The organism is Bacteroides mediterraneensis (assembly GCF_900128455.1).
Classification (GTDB): domain Bacteria; phylum Bacteroidota; class Bacteroidia; order Bacteroidales; family Bacteroidaceae; genus Phocaeicola; species Phocaeicola mediterraneensis.
In genome coordinates this window covers 1,462,636-1,481,552 of record NZ_LT635783.1, presented here as the reverse complement: position 1 = coordinate 1,481,552, position 18,917 = coordinate 1,462,636, and the positions used below count along the sequence as shown (strand labels likewise).

Here is an 18,917-nt window from a genome sequence, read left to right as displayed (position 1 = left end):
ACTTTTAACTCTTCCGTTTAAATGTCAATAGTTTATCACGATAATACTCGTATTGCTCCTGCACGGCAGCAATTTCTGCCGGAAGTCCTTCAGACAAATCGTTTACCAAGGACTCAAATTTGTCGAGAATGGAAACGATGCGTTGCTGCTCGGAAAGTGAGGGATATGCAATAAAAGTTTTAGATAAATTTGTATTATATAGCCGCTTAATCGTACCTCCTTCTACATTCCATTCTATTATTTGATAGTAATAATACAAATATTTATTTAATACTTTGGATTCATCATTTTGAATCCAAACAATATTGGAGTCCTGAAAATATGCATCTTGACCATCGTATATAACAGTACGACCAATCGTTCCTGAAGCCGAAATTAATATTTCCCCTTTTTGGGGAAATGAATATTTATTTTTATATTCATCATATAAATCATAAGAAATGAATGCATCAGCTTCTTTACAAAATGTACCAATTTTAAAGAAAGGAACTTCACCAATATCGCTAGTCTGATGCTTCATGATTCTTTTGCACATACAAATATTACCAATGTCTCCCAACGTCATCCATTTCACTCTCTCATCATTCTCATCAAATGTGAGTAACTTATTCCGATAATACTCATATTGTTCCTTTCTTGCTTGCAGCTCTGTTTGCAGCTCCGCTGCATACGATGTAAAGGCATCAAGAATACGAACTATTTCATTTTGCACTTCAAGGGGAGGAAGAGGAATTTCAAGTTTTCTAACCTCATTAGCATTCATATTAGGGACACTACTAGATTTTACTACAAATGCAACTGTTGATAAATAATAATACAAATATTTTGATATTAGATTATTATCTTTGGGAACCAAAACTTTTAACCTTATTGTTGGGGTAAAATAAGCCCTTCTAAAATATATAGCTCCCGTATTTGCACCTATAGATGATATAACAGTAGCATCTTTATCTATTTTATATGTAGATGAATAACCATAAACGTCTTTACCATTTGCCCAAACTGGATAAGGATGCTCTACATCTTTTGCATTTCCTTTAATTGTATCTTTCGGAGGCTCTCCACCTGTATATATCTCACACACTTCTCCCAACCTCTTAAACTCCACCCCCTCCGGACAAAGTTTCCGTATCAAATCCTGCAACTTACTCATAATTCATCCTCCACAATTTCTGCGTTCTGACCTTTTTCCACCATCCTACGTTACCCATACAATTAATCACCTGCAAACCAAGCAAATATTTTGCAACATCCAATTGCGAACGCAGTGAGTTCGTAATTGGATAAGAACAATAAGACTCAATTATATTTCCCTGCATCTCACTCATGCCTCATCCTCCTCCAATTCTGCCACAATCCGGTCGATTTCTGTACGCAATTCGTTTTCGCGTGCCACAATGCGGCGGATTCGTTCGTTCAGTTCCTTGATGTCGGTCTGTGGACGAGTGTCTTCTGCCTCCACGTAACTGCTGACAGACAGATTATAGTCGTTCTCTGCAATGGCCGCATTGTCTACCAAGGCAGAAAAATGCTGCACTTCCTTGCGGTCGATGTATTCATTCAGGATGTGACTGATATTATCGGGCGAAAGTTTGTTCTTGTTTCCCTCGTGCACAAACTCTGCACTGGCATCGATAAACAGGGTCTTGTTTTCTTTCTTGCTCTTTTTCAGCACAATAATGCAGGTGGCAATCGACACCCCAAAGAACAAATTGGCTGGAAGCTGAATCACCGTATCTACGTAATTGTTATCAATCAAGTACTTGCGAATCTTCTGCTCGGCTCCACCCCGATACAGCACACCCGGGAACTCTACGATGGCCGCCGTGCCGTCGGTAGAAAGCCACGACAGCATGTGCATGGTGAAAGCCAGGTCAGCCTTGGTCTTGGGAGCCAGTACACCCGCAGGTGCAAAACGCGGGTCATTAATCAGTACCGGATTGGAATCACCTGCCCATTTGGTGGAATAAGGCGGGTTGGACACGATGGCATCGAAAGGCTCATCATCCCAATGGTAAGGCTCGGTCAGCGTATCGCCGCAGTGGATGTCGAACTTCTCGTAATTGATGTCGTGCAGAAACATGTTGATGCGGCACAGGTTGTAGGTCGTGATGTTGATTTCCTGTCCGAAGAACCCCGTACGCACATTTTCCTTGCCCAACACCTTGGCAAACTGCAACAGCAAGGAGCCTGAGCCGCAAGCAGGGTCGTACACCTTGTTCACTTCCTTCTTGCCGACCACCGTAATGCGGGCCAGCAACTCGCTCACCTCCTGCGGTGTGAAGAACTCACCGCCCGACTTTCCGGCATTCCCGGCATACATGGTCATCAGAAACTCGTAGGCATCCCCGAAAACATCGATTTGGTTTTCCGAATAATCCCCCTTCAAGTCGAGCCCTCCGATGGTATTCAATATCTTGCAGAGGGTTTCGTTACGCTTGGGCACGGTGTTGCCCAGTTTGTTGCTGTTCACGTCGATGTCGTCGAAAAGCCCTTTCAGGTCGTCTTCGCTGTCCGTTCCTTTGGCCGACGCTTCAATGTGGTCGAACACCGCCTCCAAGGTTTCGTTCAGGTTGGCGTCGTTCTTGGCTTTTGCCCGTACGTTGCAGAACAATTCAGACGGCAAGATGAAAAAGCCCTTTTCCTGCACAATCATTTCCCGCGCATTCTCGGCCTCTTCATCAGGGAAAGTGGTATAGTCGAAATCTTCCATGCCAGCCTCACGCTGCAATTTGTTGATGTAGTTGGTGATGTTTTCCGAGATGAAACGGTAAAACAACATGCCCAGCACATATTGCTTGAAATCCCATCCGTCCACACTGTTCCGCAAATCTTCGGCTGTGGCCCATATTGTCTTGAATAACTCTTGCTTTTGTTGTGTACTTGTTGCCATAATTCTATTTTCAGTCTTTCCAAACTCACAATGAGGTCTATTGAACATTCAACATTCTACAAAGTTACGCTTTTCCCCGAGAAGATGAAAAAACCTCCCGCCGAAGATACCCCATCCTCAAAGAATTTTCTACGTTTCCCGGCAGAGAAACGTACGGTTTTCACGCGGAAAACATACGGCTCCGCCACGGGAAACGTACGTTTCCGGGCAGGGAAACATAAAAAAGTGCCTGAAGTTTCCACAAAAACCTCCAAGCACTTTCCGAACAAGTTCCTAAACTCGTCTCTTACTTCTTGATTTTCCGTTTGTAAAGCTCCGCTCGCGCCAGAATCTCCCGCACGAACTCATACGTATCGCTGCCGCGGAGATAGCCGTTCTTGCAGACGGGGTCCTGATAATATTCCTTGTTGCTTTTGAGCAGCATGTAATGGGCCACGTGGTGCTCCCACAGGTAACGGTTGCAGCCATACTTCTCGGCCAGGGCCATGGCATCGGTCACATGGCCTATCCCGCAGTTGTAGGCAGCGAGGATGAACTTCGCCTGCTCTTCCTTGTCGGTTACCTTACTGAACGTGCGCTGCATGTTGGCGATGTATTTCACGGCGGCCTTGATGCTCTCTTCCGGGTCCTGTTCCTTGCCGGGCGGTACCCCCATCACACGGGAGGTGGCAGGCATGAGCTGCATCAGTCCCTTGGCTCCGGCCCACGACACGACGTTCGGATTGAAGTTCGATTCCGTATAGGCCAGCGAGGCCAGCAGACGCCAGTCCCACCCGATTTCCTTGGCATAACGGCGGAACAGGTCGTCGTAGTGGGAAATCTTACCGTCTTTCACGGAAAGAATGGACCCGTGCGACGGACGCTTGGCCAGTTCGAAATAACGCCGGGCACTGGCCCGGAACTCCGGTGAGTTGATGTTCTCACGGTGCCACTTGTCGGCTGCGGCGGCCAGCTGGGGCGAGGTCTTGCGCACGGCCCACGATGAACGCTGGTCGAAGCTGATGGCCAGCTTGATGTCCAGCACCGGATAATAGGTTCGGTTGATTTTGGCGATTTCGTCGGTGGCCACCGTATAGTCGATACGGCCCTCCGCCACCCACGTAATCAGGTCTTCCGACGAGACACTGTCGGAGGAGACCTCACAGATGTCGATGCCGCCTCCCAGCTCCCGGTTCAGGTTCTCCAGCCGGGTGCGGTATTTTCCGGAATTGACATAGACCTTCTTCCCCACCAGCTCCGTCACGTCTTTCAGGGCTTCCTTTCCGCGCCGCTGCACGATGACCTGGCGGGTGATGTCTTCCTCCCCGCAATAAATCAGACTGTCTTTCAGGGCGTTGGTCATGATGAGGTTATAGGCCACCAGGTCGCCTGCCCCACAGAGCAGACTGTCCACCAGCCCTTCTTCGTCTTTCACCACCTTTACCTTCAGGGTCACACCGAGCGACTTGGCAAACTGCTGGGCCAGTTCGTACTGGAATCCCATAGGTTCGCCGCGGTAGTTGAAGTACGACACGGAACTGTTTACCGTGAGCACCACCAGCTCTTTCTTCTCCAGTATCTGCGGCAAGTCGACCGCCACCTCCTCCGTCTTCTTTTCCGGCTGACAGGAAAAGAGCAGCAGCGCCATCGCCCCTACCAGACATCCGATCCAGGTTTTCATCGGTCCACGATTTTTTCGATGTACATTTTCAGAATCTCAATGGCTTTTTCGTTGTGTCCTCCCTGCGGGACAATCAGGTCGGCAATCCGCTTGGCCGGCTCGATGAACTCCAGGTGCATGGGTTTCAGCACCCGCACGTAACGGTCCATCACGGCCTCCGCCGTACGTCCGCGTTCAATCACATCCCGCTGGATGACACGTATCAGACGTTCGTCGGGGTCGGCATCCACAAAGATGCGCAGGTCCATCTGCTTGCAGAGACGACGGTCGCTCAGGGCCAGAATCCCTTCGATGATGACCACCTTGCGCGGTTCCACGTGAATGGTCTCCTTCTGGCGGGTACAGGTCAGGTAGGAATACACGGGCTGTTCGATGGCCTCGCCCCGGCGCAGCATATCCACGTGCTTCGAAAGCAAATCCCAGTCGAAGGCAGAAGGATGGTCGAAGTTGATGTTCTGCCGCTCTTCCACGGGCACATGGCTGCTGTCCTTGTAATATGAGTCGAGCGGAAGCACTGCCACTTCATTTTCCGACAGACTTTCTACAATCCGTCGCACCACAGTTGTTTTCCCGGAGCCTGTTCCTCCTGCAATTCCAATGATAATCATAACTTGTTTCAATAATTAATTTCTATATTTGCAATACACAAAAATACGAAAATCATAAAAACAAACAAACATGGTCAAACACATTGTTCTATTCAAACTGAAAGAAAGTCTTTCTGCGGCTGAAAAAGCCGACATCATGCACCGTTTCAAAGCGGCTATCGAAGCCCTTCCGGCTACCATTCCTTTTATCCGCGACATCCATGTAGGACTGAACGAGAACCCGGCAGAGACATGGGACATCTGCCTGGACAGCAGTTTCGACACCCTCGACGACGTAAAAGCCTATTCCATCCATCCGGCCCATGTGGCTGCGGCGGGTATCCTGAAAGAGGCCAAGGAAAACCGGGCCTGCGTGGACTATACCCTCTAACCTTCCAACCTCGACGCACATGGAAAAGATTATCAATCCCTGGAAAGGAATAGAAGGCTACTACTGTTTCGGATGTGCTCCCCACAACGAGGACGGACTGAAAATGGAGTTTTACGAGGACGGAGAAGAGATTGTGTGCCTGTGGAAACCGGAGGCCCGCTTCCAGGGCTGGGTGAACACCCTGCACGGGGGCATACAGGCCACGATGCTCGATGAAATCTGTGCCTGGGTCATCGCCCGCAAGATGCAGACTTCGGGGGTGACTTCCCGCATGGAAACGCACTACCTGAAGCCGGTGCATACCACCGACTCGCATCTCACGCTCAGGGCGCGGCTGAAAGAAGTGAAACGGCACTTCGCGTTCATCGAAGCGGGCATCTTCGACGAGCACGACCAGCTTTGCACCAAGGCCGTATGCACCTATTACCTCTTCTCGAAGGAAAAAGCGGAAAAGGAAATGTGCTTCAAGGGCTGCTATACGGAAAAAGAGGTGGAGAATTTATAAAACTGACAGCAAAACCGACTTTTTTCTGATAAATATTTGCTTTTTCAAATCTTATCTTATAATTTTGTCGCAACAAAAGAAAGAAAATATGATTTTAAACACTGTACATCATCGCCATCATCATTTCCTAACGGTTCACACGGTAGGCTGAGAAGGCGTGTAGTTACAGAAAAGAGATAAGATAACAAAGAAGGCTTGCCGTTAGGAATCATCCCGGTAAGCCTTTTTTTATTTGGACACTTTAACCGAAAAACAACATGTTAAGAATTGCCGTACAATCCAAAGGGCGTTTGTTTGAAGACACAATGGCCCTGTTCACAGAAGCCGACATCAAGCTGTCTACTTCCAAACGTACCTTGCTGACACAATCTACCAACTTCCCCGTGGAGGTGCTCTTCCTGCGCGACGACGATATTCCGCAGTGCGTGGCCAACGGCGTGGCCGACCTGGGCATCGTGGGGGAAAACGAGTTCGTGGAACGTGCCGAAGAAGCTGAAATCGTTCACCGGCTGGGATTCAGCAAATGCCGTCTCTCGCTGGCCATCCATAAGGAGACCGAATACGACGGGCTGCAGTGGTTCAACCACAAGAAGATTGCCACTTCCTACCCGCACATCCTGAAGAACTTCCTGAACGAGCAGCAGATTGAGGCGGACATCCATGTCATCACGGGCTCGGTAGAAATATCTCCGGCCATCGGACTGGCGGATGCCATCTTCGATATTGTCAGCTCGGGCTCTACCCTCATCAGCAACAACCTGAAAGAGGTGGAAGTGGTGATGAAGAGTGAGGCTTTGCTTATCGGCAACAAGAACCTGTCGGCAGAAAAAAAGGAAATCCTTCAGGAGCTGTTGTTCCGCATCGATGCCGTGAAGACAGCCGAAGACAAGAAGTATGTGCTGATGAACGTGCCTACCGACAAGGTGAATGACATCGTAGAGGTACTGCCGGGTATCAAGAGTCCCACCATCATGCCGCTGGCCACGGAGGGATGGAGCAGCATCCACACCGTCATCGACCAGAAACGTTTCTGGGAAATCATCGGCAAGCTGAAGGCCATCGGGGCACAGGGTATCCTGGTACTCCCCATCGAGAAAATGATACTTTAACCGTTGAATCATTTCACACCAAATGCTACTATGAACATCATTACTTATCCTGAGAAAAGTACATGGGCCGACTTACTGAAACGGCCTACTCTCCAGACGGAATCGCTGCGGGAGACGGTACTCGAAATATTGAACCGCATCAAGTTTGAAGGCGACAAGGCCGTGCGGGAGTATGAAGAGAAATTCGACAAGGTACGGCTGGACTCCCTGCAGGTGAGCGAGGCGGAAATCACCGAAGCGGAAAAGAAGGTCAGCATCGAACTGAAGGCGGCCATCACACTGGCCTACAAGAACATCCACACGTTCCACGCGGCACAGGTGTTCCAAGGGAAAAAGATTACCACCCTGCCGGGCGTCACTTGCTGGCAGAAGGCGGTGCCCATTGAGAAGGTGGGACTGTACATTCCCGGCGGAACGGCTCCTCTCTTCTCGACCGTGCTGATGCTGGCCACTCCGGCACAGATTGCGGGCTGCAAGGAAATCATTCTCTGTACCCCGCCCGACAAGGAAGGAAAGATTCATCCGGCCATCCTGTATGCGGCCAAACTGGCGGGCATCAACCGTATCTTCAAGGCGGGGGGCGTACAGGCTATCGGGGCCATGGCCTACGGCACGGAAAGCATTCCGAAAGTATATAAGATATTCGGTCCAGGCAACCAGTATGTCACGGCGGCCAAACAGCAGGTTTCCCTGCGCGACGTGGCCATCGACATGCCGGCAGGTCCGTCGGAAGTGGCGGTACTGGCCGATGAAACCGCCAATCCGGTTTTCGTGGCAGCCGACCTGCTTTCACAGGCGGAACACGGAGTAGACAGTCAGGCCATCCTGATTACGACGAGCGAACCGCTGCTGATAGCCGCCATGAAGGAAGTGGAGCGCCAGCTGGCCCAATTGCCGCGGAAGGAAATAGCCAGCCGCTCGCTGGCGGCCAGCAAACTGATTCTGGTGAAGGACATGGACGAGGCGGTGGCCATGGTCAACGAGTATGCGCCGGAACACCTGATTATCGAAACCAAGGACTACCTGGAAGTCAGCGAACGGATTGTCAATGCGGGCTCGGTATTCCTGGGATATTATTCGCCGGAAAGTGCGGGCGACTATGCTTCGGGCACCAACCACACGCTGCCGACCAATGGCTATGCCAAGGCATACAGCGGAGTGAGTCTGGACAGCTTCATCCGCAAAATCACATTCCAGGAAATCACGCCCGAAGGCATCGCCATGATTGGCCCGGCCATTGAGGTGATGGCGGCCAACGAGCAGCTGGACGGCCACAAAAATGCAATCTCCGTACGTTTAAAGAAAGAATCATGAAACCATTGAAAGAACTTACGCGGCCGAACATCTGGGCCTTGAAGCCTTATTCTTCGGCACGCGACGAATATAGCGGGAAAGAGGCATCGGTGTTTCTGGATGCCAACGAGAATCCTTACAACACGCCCAACAACCGGTACCCGGACCCGCTGCAACGGGAACTGAAGGGGCTGATCGGGCGTATCAAGAAGGTGGCGCCCGAGCATATCTTCCTGGGCAACGGCAGCGATGAGGCCATCGACCTTCCTTTCCGGGCGTTCTGCCGTCCGGGCATCGACAACGTGGTGGCCATCGAGCCTACCTACGGCATGTATCAGATCTGTGCCAATGTCAACGACGTGGAGTACCGCAAGGTGCAGCTCGACGCGAATTTCCAGTTCAAGGCTGCCGACCTGCTGGCGGCTGCCGACGAGCACACCAAACTGATTTTCCTCTGCTCGCCCAACAACCCGACGGGCAACAACCTGTGCCGGGAAGAGATTCTGACCCTGCTCCGGCAGTTCGAAGGACTGGTCATCGTGGACGAGGCGTATGCGGATTTCTCCGACCAGCCGTCGTTCCTGTCACAGCTCGACGAGTTCCCGAACCTGATTATCCTGCAGACCTTCTCGAAGGCGTGGGGCTGTGCGGCCATCCGCCTGGGCATGGCGTTCGCTTCCAAGGAAATCATCGACCTGCTGAACAAAATCAAATATCCTTACAATGTGAACCGACTGACACAGCAGGAAGCCATCCGGATGATTGAAAAGCATTATCAGGTGCAGCAATGGGTAGGTTCGTTACTGAAGGAACGTACCCGGCTGATGACCGAATTTGAGAAACTGCCGTGCTGCGAGCACATCTACCCCACCGACGCGAATTTCTTCCTCACCCGGGTGAGCAATGCCAAGAAAATCTACGACTACCTGGTAGACAGAGGCATCATCGTCCGCAACCGGAGCAACGTAGCCCTGTGCCACAACTGCCTGCGCATCACCATCGGTACGCGGCCGGAGAACGATGCGCTGCTGGAGGCCCTGAAAAACTACAAGGAGGAGGAAGCATGAAAAAGAAAGTCTTGTTCATCGACCGCGACGGAACCCTCGTCATCGAACCGCCCGTAGATTACCAGCTGGATGCTTTCGAAAAGCTGGAGTTTTACCCCAAAGTGTTCCGCAACCTGTATTTCATCCGGCAGAAACTGGATTTTGAGCTGGTCATGGTGACCAATCAGGACGGACTGGGCACGCCTTCTTTCCCGGAAGAGACTTTCTGGCCCGTACACAACCTGATGCTCCAGTCGTTCAAGAACGAGGGCATCGAGTTCGACAATATTTTGATTGACCGGAGCTTTCCGGAAGACAATGCACCTACGCGCAAGCCCCGCACGGGCATGCTGACGGCTTACCTGCACAATCCGGACTATGACCTGCCGGGCAGTTTTGTCATCGGTGACCGGGCGACGGATGTACAGCTGGCACAGAACCTAGGCTGCAAGGCCATCCTGCTGCAACCGGATAAAAGTATATTGGCTGGCAGCGAACTGGAGGATACCTGCGTGCTGGCCACTACCGACTGGGACCGCGTGGCGGAGTTCCTCTTTGCCGGCGAACGGACGGCAGAAGTGTGCCGGAAGACCAAGGAGACCGATATCCGCATCCGCCTCAACCTGGACGGCAACGGCACCTGCCACATTGACACGGGACTGGGTTTCTTCGACCACATGCTGGAGCAGATTGGCAAGCATGGCGGCATCGACCTCGATATCCACGTGGACGGTGACTTGCACGTAGACGAGCACCACACCATTGAAGACACGGCCATCGCCTTGGGAGAATGTCTGTATCAGGCCCTTGGAAGCAAGCGGGGCATCGAACGCTACGGCTACTGCCTGCCCATGGACGACTGCCTGTGCATGGTGGCACTCGACTTCGGCGGACGCCCCTGGCTGGTGTGGGACGCCACCTTCACCCGCGAAAAGATTGGCGACATGCCCACCGAGATGTTCCTCCATTTCTTCAAGTCGCTGAGTGACTCGGCCCGCATGAACCTTCACATCAAGGCAGAAGGCACCAACGAACACCACAAGATTGAGGGGATTTTCAAAGCGCTTGCCCGCAGCATCAAGATGGCCGTCCGGCGCGACATCCATCATTTTGAGATTCCCTCCAGCAAGGGATGCATCTGAAAACAAAAAAAGAAGCATGGATTCCGAGAGAAATTCTCTCCGCATCCATGCTTCTTTCCTAAGATATACAAAACAAAATTACTGTTTCTTCAACTCCACTCCCAATTGCAGTCCGTCATACTGGTTCAGCAAAGAGGTAGCTGTGCTTACAGCCGAATTAGACGACTTGCTTGCCACTGCACCGGTAATGGTCTGCGCCAGCGACATCAGCTTGTCGGCCTTGAAGAGCAGACTCATCGTATTGCCTGTCAGTCCTTTGGACACAGTGGCATTCGCCTTCAGTCCCAGACGCGTTTTCATTGTCAGCTCCTTGGTATCGGCATTGTAGCTGTAGGTTCCGCTGACCGTTTTTCCACCTATCACGGAAGTATAGGTACTGTCCTCATTGAAAGTATAAGTCGCTCCTTCCTTGAAGCCCAGTTTTTCCAATACGCCGCTCATCTTTTCCTCCACCTTCTTGGCTGCCACTTCACCACCGGCCTTAGCCAGCAGGTTGTCGCTTTCAAACTTGCAGTCAGGTCCGGAATAAGCCCAGGTTCCGGTCAGCGAACTGCTTTCGCCTGTCACCTTATTGGTCACTGCACCTACCACACCCGAAAGAATCGACTTCAGGTCTTGTGCCATTCCATTGGCTGTTCCGGCCAAACACAATGCCAGCACCAGCACACTTTTCCATAAAACACTTTTTTTCATCACTCTTCTCTATTTTAGTTGATTGTTCTTTTGTTACAAGCAGCAAGCCTCTCTTTCCGTCCGCCTCAACAAGCCTTGAAGCTCATGTCGAGACCTTTCACAGAATGGGTCAATGCACCTACGGAGATGTAGTCCACTCCACATTCCGCATAGTCGCGCAGCGTGTCAAACGTGATACCGCCAGAAGATTCCAGTTCCACACGTCCGCCCACCATTTCCACGGCCTTGCGGGTATTCTCCGGCGTGAAGTTGTCGAGCATGATACGGTCTACTCCACCCAGGTCGAGCACCTGCTGCAGCTCGTCGAAGTTGCGCACCTCGATTTCAATCTTCAGGTCCTTGCCTTTTTCCTTGCAGTATTCCTTGGCCCGCGTGATGGCCTTGTCGATGCCTCCTGCGAAATCCACATGGTTGTCTTTCAGCAGAATCATGTCGAACAGACCGATACGATGGTTCACACCCCCACCGATTTTCACCGCCATCTTCTCCAGGATACGCATGCCCGGAGTCGTCTTACGCGTATCGAGTACACGGGTCTTTGTCCCCTTCAGGCGTTCCACATACTTGTGCGTCATGGTCGCGATACCGCTCATGCGCTGCATGATGTTCAGCATCAGGCGTTCGGTCTGCAGCAAAGACTGCACCTTGCCTTCCACCACCATCGGCACATCCCCCGGTTTCACGTGCGTACCGTCTTGCATGAATACGGTCACCTTCATGTCGGGGTCGAAACGATGGAACACTTCCTTGGCCACTTCAATGCCGGCCAGGATTCCTTCTTCCTTTATGAGCAGTTTCGACTTTCCCATGGCATCTGCCGGGATACACGACAATGTAGTATGGTCCCCGTCGCCTATATCCTCTGCAAAAGAGAGGTCAATCAGACGGTCAATCAAATCCTTTACAATTTTTTCGTCCATTTTGTTCAAAATATTAGGTGATATTTCTGGAAGCAAAGGTAATTATTATTCATATCTTTGCAAAGACAACCCGTTTTAATCAAAGTAAAAAAGATATGAAATTTACCCTACTTGTGGTCGGCCGGACGGTCGAAAAGCATTACATCACAGCCATCAACGACTACGTGGAACGTACCAAGCACTACATTTCGTTCGACATGGAAGTGATTCCCGAACTCAAGAACACCAAGAGCCTCAGCATGGACCAGCAGAAAGAAAAAGAAGGCGAAGCCATCCTGAAAGCCCTTCAGCCGGGCGATGTGGTGGTACTCCTCGACGAGCATGGAAAAGAATTCCGCTCCATCGAGTTTGCCAACTGGGTAGAGCGGAAGATGCATACGGTGAACAAGCGGCTGGTGTTTATCATCGGCGGGCCCTACGGCTTCTCCCCCGCGGTCTACCAGGCGGCCCAGGAAAAGATTTCCCTGTCCAAGATGACCTTCTCACACCAGATGATACGGCTCATCTTCGTGGAACAGCTTTACCGGGCCATGACCATTCTGAACAACGGTCCCTATCACCACGAATAAACCGGTCAGCGCAACCGCAGAATGTCGCCCACCTTCGGAGCCGGAGCATCCGATTCCATCTTATTCAGTTTGTACAGGTTCTTCAAGCGGATGCCGAACTTCTGCGAGATGGAGTACATGGAATCGCCCTGACGCACCACGTAGACAATGTATTCCTTCGTAGCGCGGCGGCGTTTCTTCTCCAGATACACGATTTCACCCCCTGCAAATTCATAATCCTTGGGCAGTTCATTGTAAGTGCGGAGTTTTTTCTTGCTGATGCCCAGCTCATCCGAAAGCGACTTGAACGTATCTCCCCGACGGGCGATGATATACACCATGTCGTTGGCCAGATACGGCTGATGCGGGTTGGGGAACTCCTCGGCCCACTCCAGTCCCTTCTTGCTGTCGTAACGGTCCAGGTCATACAGTTCGATGATATTAATCAGCCGGTCGGCATAACGCGGGTCGGTGGCATAGCCGGCCTTTTTCAGTCCGCGGGCCCATCCCTTGTAGTCCGTAATCTTCAGCCGGAACAGGAAAGCATAACGCGCTCCCGTACGCAGGAACTTGGAATGGTCGCGATAAGAATCCTTGGCATGACGGTAAGCCCGGAAACATTCGTTCGGAGCATCGTCGTCGGCACGCACCGTACGCCCGTCCCAGCTTCGTCCACACTTGATGCCGAAATGGTTATTCGATTTGCGGGCCAGTTCGCTCCGTCCCGCTCCCGACTCCAGCAATCCCTGCGCCAGCGTGATACTGGCCGGGATGTGGTAACGCTTCATCTCTTCCACGGCAATCTTGTGATACTGCCGGATGTAATCCTCGTATGCCTTGTTCCGCCGCTGGGCCGCTCCCAAAGATAGTACCATCCCTGCCAAGCAGCACACCAAGATATATCTTAACGATTTCATGCAGTTCTTCTTTTATGGTTTTGCACAAAGATAAGCGATTCGGTACAGAAGCCTTACGGGTAAATGCTTAAAAATACAGAAAAGCAGGAGGAAAACCGATTTTTTGCGTATATTTGTTTATTACCCAACCACAAAAACAAAAGCCATGAAAGAAATTAAACTGGAAATCTGTATCCACTCTTTGCAATACGAAGAACTTGCCCCGCAAGACCGCGAGCTGATTGACAAGGCCAAAGAGGCCACTTCGCGCAGTTACGCTCCCTACTCCAAATTCTCGGTCGGTGCCGCCGCCCTGCTGAAAAACGGGATTATCGTCACGGGAACGAATCAGGAAAACGCCGCCTATCCTTCCGGCCTGTGCGCCGAACGCACCACACTGTTCTATGCCAATTCCCAGTATCCCGACCAGGCGGTACTGACACTGGCCATTGCTGCCCGCAACGAAGCCGGCTACCTTGACACGCCGATTCCTCCCTGCGGAGCCTGCCGCCAGGTATTGCTGGAAACGGAGCAACGCTACCGTCAGCCCATGCGCATCCTGCTGTATGGCGAGAAAGCGATTTACGAGGTAGACGGTACGAAAGACCTGCTCCCGTTGTCGTTCGGCGGGGAATTTCTGACGAAATAAGAAGATTTTTGAGGACAGAAAAAAACGCAAGTGCGTTTCCACAAAAACGTACTTGCGTTTCAAGTAAAACGTCCTTGCGTTTCGGATAAAACGTACTTACGTTTTCCTCCAAACGCAAAGGCGTTTTTTTGCATCTTATTTATCGCCGTACATACGGGCACGCATCTCCTTGATATGGTCGGATGAGATGTACTCGTCGTAATCCATCATCTTGTCGATGATACCGTTCGGAGTCAGCTCGATGATACGGTTGGCCACGGTTTCGATGAACTCATGGTCGTGTGAAGAGAAGAGCACATTTCCCTTGTAAATCTTCAGGTTGTTATTGAACGCCTGAATGGATTCCAAGTCCAGGTGATTGGTCGGAGTATCCAGAATCAGGCAGTTGGCATTGCGCAGCTGCATGCGGGCAATCATACAACGCATCTTCTCTCCTCCCGACAGCACGCTGACTTTCTTCATCACTTCTTCGCCGGAGAACAGCATGCGTCCCAGGTAGCCTTTCATTTCCACCTCATTTCCCTGACCGTACTGGCTCAGCCAGTCCACCAGGTTCAGGTCGCAGTTGAAATAATCAGTGTTGTCCAATGGCAGGTAAGCCGTGGTGATGGTTACCCCCCAGTTATAATGTCCGGCCTGCGCCTTGCGGTTGCCGTTGATAATCTCGAACAAGGCCGTCATGGCACGCGGGTCGCGGCTCAGGAACACAATCTTGTCGCCCTTCTCCACCGTGAAGTTCACGTCGTTGAAGAGCACCGTACCCTCTTCCGTTTCGGCACGCAGACCCGACACCTCCAGAATCTGGTTGCCCGGTTCGCGGTCCATCGTAAAGATGATGCCCGGATACTTGCGTGACGACGGCTTGATTTCGTCGACCGTCAGTTTCTCCAGCATCTTCTTGCGGCTGGTAGTCTGCTTGGACTTCGCCACATTGGCAGAGAAACGACGGATAAATTCTTCCAGTTCCTTGCGCTTTTCTTCCGCCTTGGCCTTCTGGTTCTGCTGCTGACGGAGAGCCAGCTGGCTGGATTCGTACCAGAAGCTATAGTTACCGGCAAAGAGGTTCACCTTGCCGAAGTCAATATCGACCGTATGCGTACATACCGAGTCGAGGAAGTGACGGTCGTGGCTCACCACCAGCACGGTATGCTCAAAGTTGGAAAGGTATTCTTCGAGCCAGGTCACCGTATCCATGTCCAGATCGTTGGTCGGCTCGTCGAGCAACAGGTTGTCCGGATTTCCGAAAAGCGCCTGTGCCAGCATCACGCGCACCTTTTCCTTACCACTCAAATCACCCATCAGCGTGTTATGCTTGTCTTCCTTGATGCCCAGCCCGCTCAGCAGGATGGCCGCATCGCTCTCGGCATTCCAGCCTTCCAGTTCGGCAAACTTTTCTTCCAGTTCGGCTGCCTTGATACCGTCTTCATCGGTAAAGTCTTCCTTGGCATACAGGGCCTCGCGCTGCTTCATGATGTCCCACAACACGGTGTGTCCCATCAGCACGGTATCGAGCACCGTATGGGCATCAAACTTGAAGTGGTCCTGGCTCAATACCGAAAGACGTTCGCCCGGTCCCAGGGTGACACTTCCCTTGGTGGGGTCCAGCTCGCCCGAAATCACTTTCAGGAACGTAGACTTACCGGCACCGTTGGCTCCGATGATGCCATAAATATTACCATTCGTGAACTTCAGGTTCACGTCGTTATACAACACTCTTTTACCAAATTGAACGGCTACATTTGAAACTGTTATCATCTGTTTTTTCTACCTTTTTTGAATTATGCGGCAAAGATACGGATTTCCACCGAAAAAATAAAGGGAAAAACCACGAAGCGTTTCTCCCTTTCTGTTCAGAACCAGTCCTTCAGTTCCGAAGCCTTGGCCTTGCTGATGATGATTTTCTCGGGCACCGGCACTTTCAAGTTGATGGCCAACCGTCCGTTGAACCACAGACTGATGTCGGATACGGCCTTCCGCGATACGATAAACTGGCGGTTGGCCCGGAAGAAATCGTGCGGGTTGAGCAGTTCGGCCAGCTCGTCGAGCGACTGCGAGAACACAAACTCCTTCCCGTCTCCGTCGACAGCCTTGACCAGCCCGTTGGAAATATAGAAATACTGGATGGAATCGACCGATACCGGCAGGAATTTGTCGCCCTTCACCGGCACCAGAAAATGGGTCTTGTAGCTTTCCTCCTTTTTCAGGCTACGGATAATATCCGACAGGTCGGGCTGTTTCTCCTCCTTCGGCTGTCCGCCCAACAGTTCCAGCTTGTGCATGGCCTCCTGCAAGTCAGTACGGCTGATGGGCTTGAGCAGATAGGCCACGCTGTTCACCTTGAACGCCCGCAATGCATATTCATCGTAGGCCGTGGTAAAGATAATCGGACAGGTGATGTCCACCTGTGCACAAATGTCGAAGGCTGAGCCGTCGGCCAAATGAATGTCCATAAACACCAGCTCCGGCATGGGATGCGTACGAAACCATTCCACTCCGTCGAAAATGCTGTCCACCTCCCCGACGATTTCAAAATCGGTGTCTACTTCCTGCATCACGGCCTTCAGGTTGCGCAAAGCCGCTTTCTCATCTTCTACAATCAGTGTTTTCATTTCAAATCAAAGGCAAAATCACAGTAAAACGGTTGTTCTCTTCCTGTACGGAAACCTCTTTTTTATACAGCAACTGGTAACGTTTGGCCAGATTGGCCAGTCCGATTCCCATTCCGGCCGCCCCACCCCGCTTGGGTTGCAACGGGTTGCTCACCTCCACCGTATCGCCTTCCGCCTTTACCAGCACCGTCAGCGGACGACGGTTACTGATTTCGTTGTGCTTCACGGCATTCTCTATCAGCAGCTGGAGGGCCATGGGAGGCAGCTTGCGGGAAAGCAGCTCCGGCGAAATCCGGATGTCAAACTGCAGGTTTTCTTCGTAACGCACCTGCAGCAGATACATATATGACCTCACATATTCCATCTCCTCCCGCAAGGTCACGGAATGTGACTCATTGTCCTGCAAGGTGTAACGCATCACCTTCGACAGCTCCTCCAGGTAATGACGGGCCTTGTCGGGCGATTCGCGAATGAGCAGATACAAGGTGTTCAGCGAATTGAACAACATGTGCGGATTCAGCTGGCTCTTCAGGGCTTCATACTGGTTGATGATGTTTTCCGTGCGCAACTGCTGGTTTTCGAGCAACATCTTGCGGCTTTTCCGGTTCTGATGAAAAAAATAACAGCTTCCCGTCACAATGCAGGTAATCAGGAAATCCCGTAAAGGATGGAGATAATGGTGAAGCATGGCATCAATGGCCGGAATGTCGAAATGCTGGTGCAAGTAGACGAAAAACTTTCCAAGCAGATTACTCGCAATCCACGTGAGCACAAACGCGCAGAGCATCTTCTTCCACCCGATGGAAACCATGTCACTGTTGAAATGGAACACGGCCTCGTTCAGGAAGAAAAGCAACAACAAGGAAACATACGTAAACAGCACCTCATTGCCCACATCTGCCCAGTGCATACCCGGAAACGAAAGCCCGTCGGCCGAATACGGATTCGACAAGGTAATCAGTTCCGGGAAATGCGTAAGGAATGCCACCATGATGGCGATGGCATTCACTACCAGCAGATATTTATTGTTCACGATTCGCTTCATGCGTCACAATCAAGATTTTTGGGGAGCCTTACGGGCTGATACATACATTCCGGGACGGAAATCTTTCAGCGGATGCAACACACGGGCATACACCTTGATGGAGCGGTTGGTGCTGTCCACCATCTGGTCGATGGAAACCAACACGGCTTCAAAAGTCTTGTTTCCCATGCCGTTCACACGAAACTCAATCTGGTCGCCCACCCTCAAATCGTCCAAATCTTTCTCGTAAGCAGTCAGCTGCAACATCAGTGCCTGCTTGTCAATCACATCACATACAGGTTCACCCACATTGAAATATTTTCCCAGATTGACGTTCATGTTCGTCACATATCCGCTCAGCGGAGCTTTTATCTCCAAATAAGGATGAATGCCCTGCGTCTGCAAATGACGGGTATCCATACCCAGAATCTGCAACTGGGCAGCCGCCGCATCCAGCCGGCTCTTCATGGAGAGATAGTCCGACTTGCTCTGCTGCATCTGTTTCTGTGAAGCGGCCTCGTGCGAAGCCAGGTTCTTCTGGCGGAGATATTCTTTTTCCAGAAATTCCACTTGTGCGGCTGCATCCAGCCAGGTCTGCTGCAAGGCGATGAAGTCCGGATTTTCCAATGTCAGAATTACTTGGTTCTTCTGTACGTAGCTGCCCGGAAGGAAAGCCACGCTGTGTACAGCGCCTCCCATGCTCAAGGTAATGGTGGCATGCTGCTGCGGAGGTACCATCAGGATGCCGTTGAAAGACGGTGCATTGGCCACCTGAGTCGCTCCAGAAACCCCGTCCACTTCCACGCTGTCGGCCGAGGCTGAAAGACTGTCGGCCTGTGCCGACTGTGTGCCGGCTGCTTCATCGGTTGTTTGTTCGGATGCACCTCCCCCGCAAGCCGTGAAAGCCAGTGCACACCATAAGGCTGAGAAAAAAAGTATCTGTTTCATCTTG

19 protein-coding genes are annotated in these 18,917 nt (G+C 51.4%); 8 read left to right on the top strand and 11 right to left on the bottom strand.

Features of this window, described 5'->3' with window-relative positions; genetic code table 11:
* Nucleotides 1–4: 4 nt before the first annotated feature.
* The 4 genes from BQ7480_RS05870 to udk form a co-directional block, all read right to left on the bottom strand.
* Nucleotides 5–1,153 carry a restriction endonuclease subunit S gene (locus BQ7480_RS05870; RefSeq protein WP_072542107.1) on the bottom strand — a complete coding sequence of 383 codons (1,149 nt, stop codon included), beginning with the start codon at nucleotides 1,151–1,153 and terminating at the stop codon, nucleotides 5–7.
* Nucleotides 1,154–1,324: 171 nt separating this feature from the next.
* Nucleotides 1,325–2,893, bottom strand: a complete 1,569-nt coding sequence (locus BQ7480_RS05860) for a type I restriction-modification system subunit M (protein WP_072542105.1) — start codon at nucleotides 2,891–2,893, stop codon at nucleotides 1,325–1,327.
* 286 nt (nucleotides 2,894–3,179) lie between these two features.
* Complete coding sequence (locus BQ7480_RS05850) at nucleotides 3,180–4,553, bottom strand: MltF family protein (RefSeq protein WP_072542103.1); 1,374 nt, start codon at nucleotides 4,551–4,553, stop codon at nucleotides 3,180–3,182.
* Nucleotides 4,550–5,161 (bottom strand): uridine kinase, encoded by a 612-nt coding sequence (udk, locus tag BQ7480_RS05845; RefSeq protein WP_072542102.1) that lies wholly within the window; start codon nucleotides 5,159–5,161, stop codon nucleotides 4,550–4,552. The genes BQ7480_RS05850 and udk overlap by 4 nt, the downstream gene beginning before the upstream one ends.
* Before the next feature lie 70 nt (nucleotides 5,162–5,231).
* Here udk and BQ7480_RS05840 point away from each other — a divergent pair, with 70 nt between their 5' ends.
* The 6 genes from BQ7480_RS05840 to hisB all read left to right on the top strand — a co-directional run bounded on the left by BQ7480_RS05840 (nucleotide 5,232) and on the right by hisB (nucleotide 10,626).
* Nucleotides 5,232–5,531: a Dabb family protein gene (locus tag BQ7480_RS05840; protein ID WP_072542101.1), complete on the top strand. Its 300-nt coding sequence runs from the start codon at nucleotides 5,232–5,234 to the stop codon at nucleotides 5,529–5,531.
* Between the two features lie 19 nt (nucleotides 5,532–5,550).
* The gene (locus BQ7480_RS05835; protein WP_022353878.1) at nucleotides 5,551–6,036 is read left to right on the top strand and encodes a PaaI family thioesterase; all 486 of its coding nucleotides are present in this window, start codon (nucleotides 5,551–5,553) and stop codon (nucleotides 6,034–6,036) included.
* A gap of 257 nt (nucleotides 6,037–6,293) precedes the next feature.
* Nucleotides 6,294–7,145, top strand: coding sequence for an ATP phosphoribosyltransferase (gene hisG, locus BQ7480_RS05830; protein ID WP_072542100.1), 852 nt, complete (start codon nucleotides 6,294–6,296; stop codon nucleotides 7,143–7,145).
* A 30-nt stretch (nucleotides 7,146–7,175) separates the two neighbouring features.
* On the top strand, nucleotides 7,176–8,459 hold the full coding sequence (gene hisD, locus BQ7480_RS05825) for a histidinol dehydrogenase (RefSeq protein WP_072542099.1): 1,284 nt from the start codon (nucleotides 7,176–7,178) through the stop codon (nucleotides 8,457–8,459).
* Nucleotides 8,456–9,505, top strand: a complete 1,050-nt coding sequence (gene hisC / locus BQ7480_RS05820; RefSeq protein ID WP_072542098.1) for a histidinol-phosphate transaminase — start codon at nucleotides 8,456–8,458, stop codon at nucleotides 9,503–9,505. The genes hisD and hisC overlap by 4 nt, the downstream gene beginning before the upstream one ends.
* The gene (gene hisB / locus BQ7480_RS05815; protein WP_072542097.1) at nucleotides 9,502–10,626 is read left to right on the top strand and encodes a bifunctional histidinol-phosphatase/imidazoleglycerol-phosphate dehydratase HisB; all 1,125 of its coding nucleotides are present in this window, start codon (nucleotides 9,502–9,504) and stop codon (nucleotides 10,624–10,626) included. Before hisC ends, hisB begins: the two co-directional genes overlap by 4 nt.
* 78 nt (nucleotides 10,627–10,704) lie before the next feature.
* On the opposite strand, the gene BQ7480_RS05810 is transcribed toward hisB, so the two are convergent.
* Both BQ7480_RS05810 and nadC read right to left on the bottom strand, forming a co-directional pair.
* Nucleotides 10,705–11,319, bottom strand: coding sequence for a DUF4923 family protein (locus BQ7480_RS05810; RefSeq protein ID WP_083581772.1), 615 nt, complete (start codon nucleotides 11,317–11,319; stop codon nucleotides 10,705–10,707).
* A gap of 65 nt (nucleotides 11,320–11,384) precedes the next feature.
* Nucleotides 11,385–12,239, bottom strand: coding sequence for a carboxylating nicotinate-nucleotide diphosphorylase (gene nadC, locus BQ7480_RS05805; protein ID WP_022353872.1), 855 nt, complete (start codon nucleotides 12,237–12,239; stop codon nucleotides 11,385–11,387).
* A 95-nt stretch (nucleotides 12,240–12,334) separates the two neighbouring features.
* Here nadC and rlmH point away from each other — a divergent pair, with 95 nt between their 5' ends.
* Complete coding sequence (gene rlmH, locus BQ7480_RS05800) at nucleotides 12,335–12,808, top strand: 23S rRNA (pseudouridine(1915)-N(3))-methyltransferase RlmH (RefSeq protein ID WP_072542095.1); 474 nt, start codon at nucleotides 12,335–12,337, stop codon at nucleotides 12,806–12,808.
* A gap of 5 nt (nucleotides 12,809–12,813) precedes the next feature.
* Here the strand turns inward: rlmH and BQ7480_RS05795 are convergent, their stop codons facing one another.
* Nucleotides 12,814–13,704: a glucosaminidase domain-containing protein gene (locus BQ7480_RS05795; RefSeq protein ID WP_072542094.1), complete on the bottom strand. Its 891-nt coding sequence runs from the start codon at nucleotides 13,702–13,704 to the stop codon at nucleotides 12,814–12,816.
* A 145-nt stretch (nucleotides 13,705–13,849) separates the two neighbouring features.
* Here BQ7480_RS05795 and BQ7480_RS05790 point away from each other — a divergent pair, with 145 nt between their 5' ends.
* Complete coding sequence (locus BQ7480_RS05790; protein WP_072542093.1) at nucleotides 13,850–14,332, top strand: cytidine deaminase; 483 nt, start codon at nucleotides 13,850–13,852, stop codon at nucleotides 14,330–14,332.
* Between the two features lie 135 nt (nucleotides 14,333–14,467).
* Here the strand turns inward: BQ7480_RS05790 and BQ7480_RS05785 are convergent, their stop codons facing one another.
* The 4 genes from BQ7480_RS05785 to BQ7480_RS05770 form a co-directional block, all read right to left on the bottom strand.
* Nucleotides 14,468–16,087 (bottom strand): ABC-F family ATP-binding cassette domain-containing protein, encoded by a 1,620-nt coding sequence (locus BQ7480_RS05785; protein ID WP_072542092.1) that lies wholly within the window; start codon nucleotides 16,085–16,087, stop codon nucleotides 14,468–14,470.
* 95 nt (nucleotides 16,088–16,182) lie between these two features.
* The gene (locus tag BQ7480_RS05780; RefSeq protein ID WP_072542091.1) at nucleotides 16,183–16,941 is read right to left on the bottom strand and encodes a LytR/AlgR family response regulator transcription factor; all 759 of its coding nucleotides are present in this window, start codon (nucleotides 16,939–16,941) and stop codon (nucleotides 16,183–16,185) included.
* 1 nt (nucleotide 16,942) lies between these two features.
* Nucleotides 16,943–17,986, bottom strand: a complete 1,044-nt coding sequence (locus BQ7480_RS05775; RefSeq protein ID WP_072542090.1) for a sensor histidine kinase — start codon at nucleotides 17,984–17,986, stop codon at nucleotides 16,943–16,945.
* 9 nt (nucleotides 17,987–17,995) lie between these two features.
* A complete protein-coding gene (locus tag BQ7480_RS05770) occupies nucleotides 17,996–18,913 on the bottom strand; it encodes an efflux RND transporter periplasmic adaptor subunit (protein ID WP_072542089.1) in 918 nt (305 codons plus the stop codon).
* Between the last annotated feature and the right edge of the window lie 4 nt (nucleotides 18,914–18,917).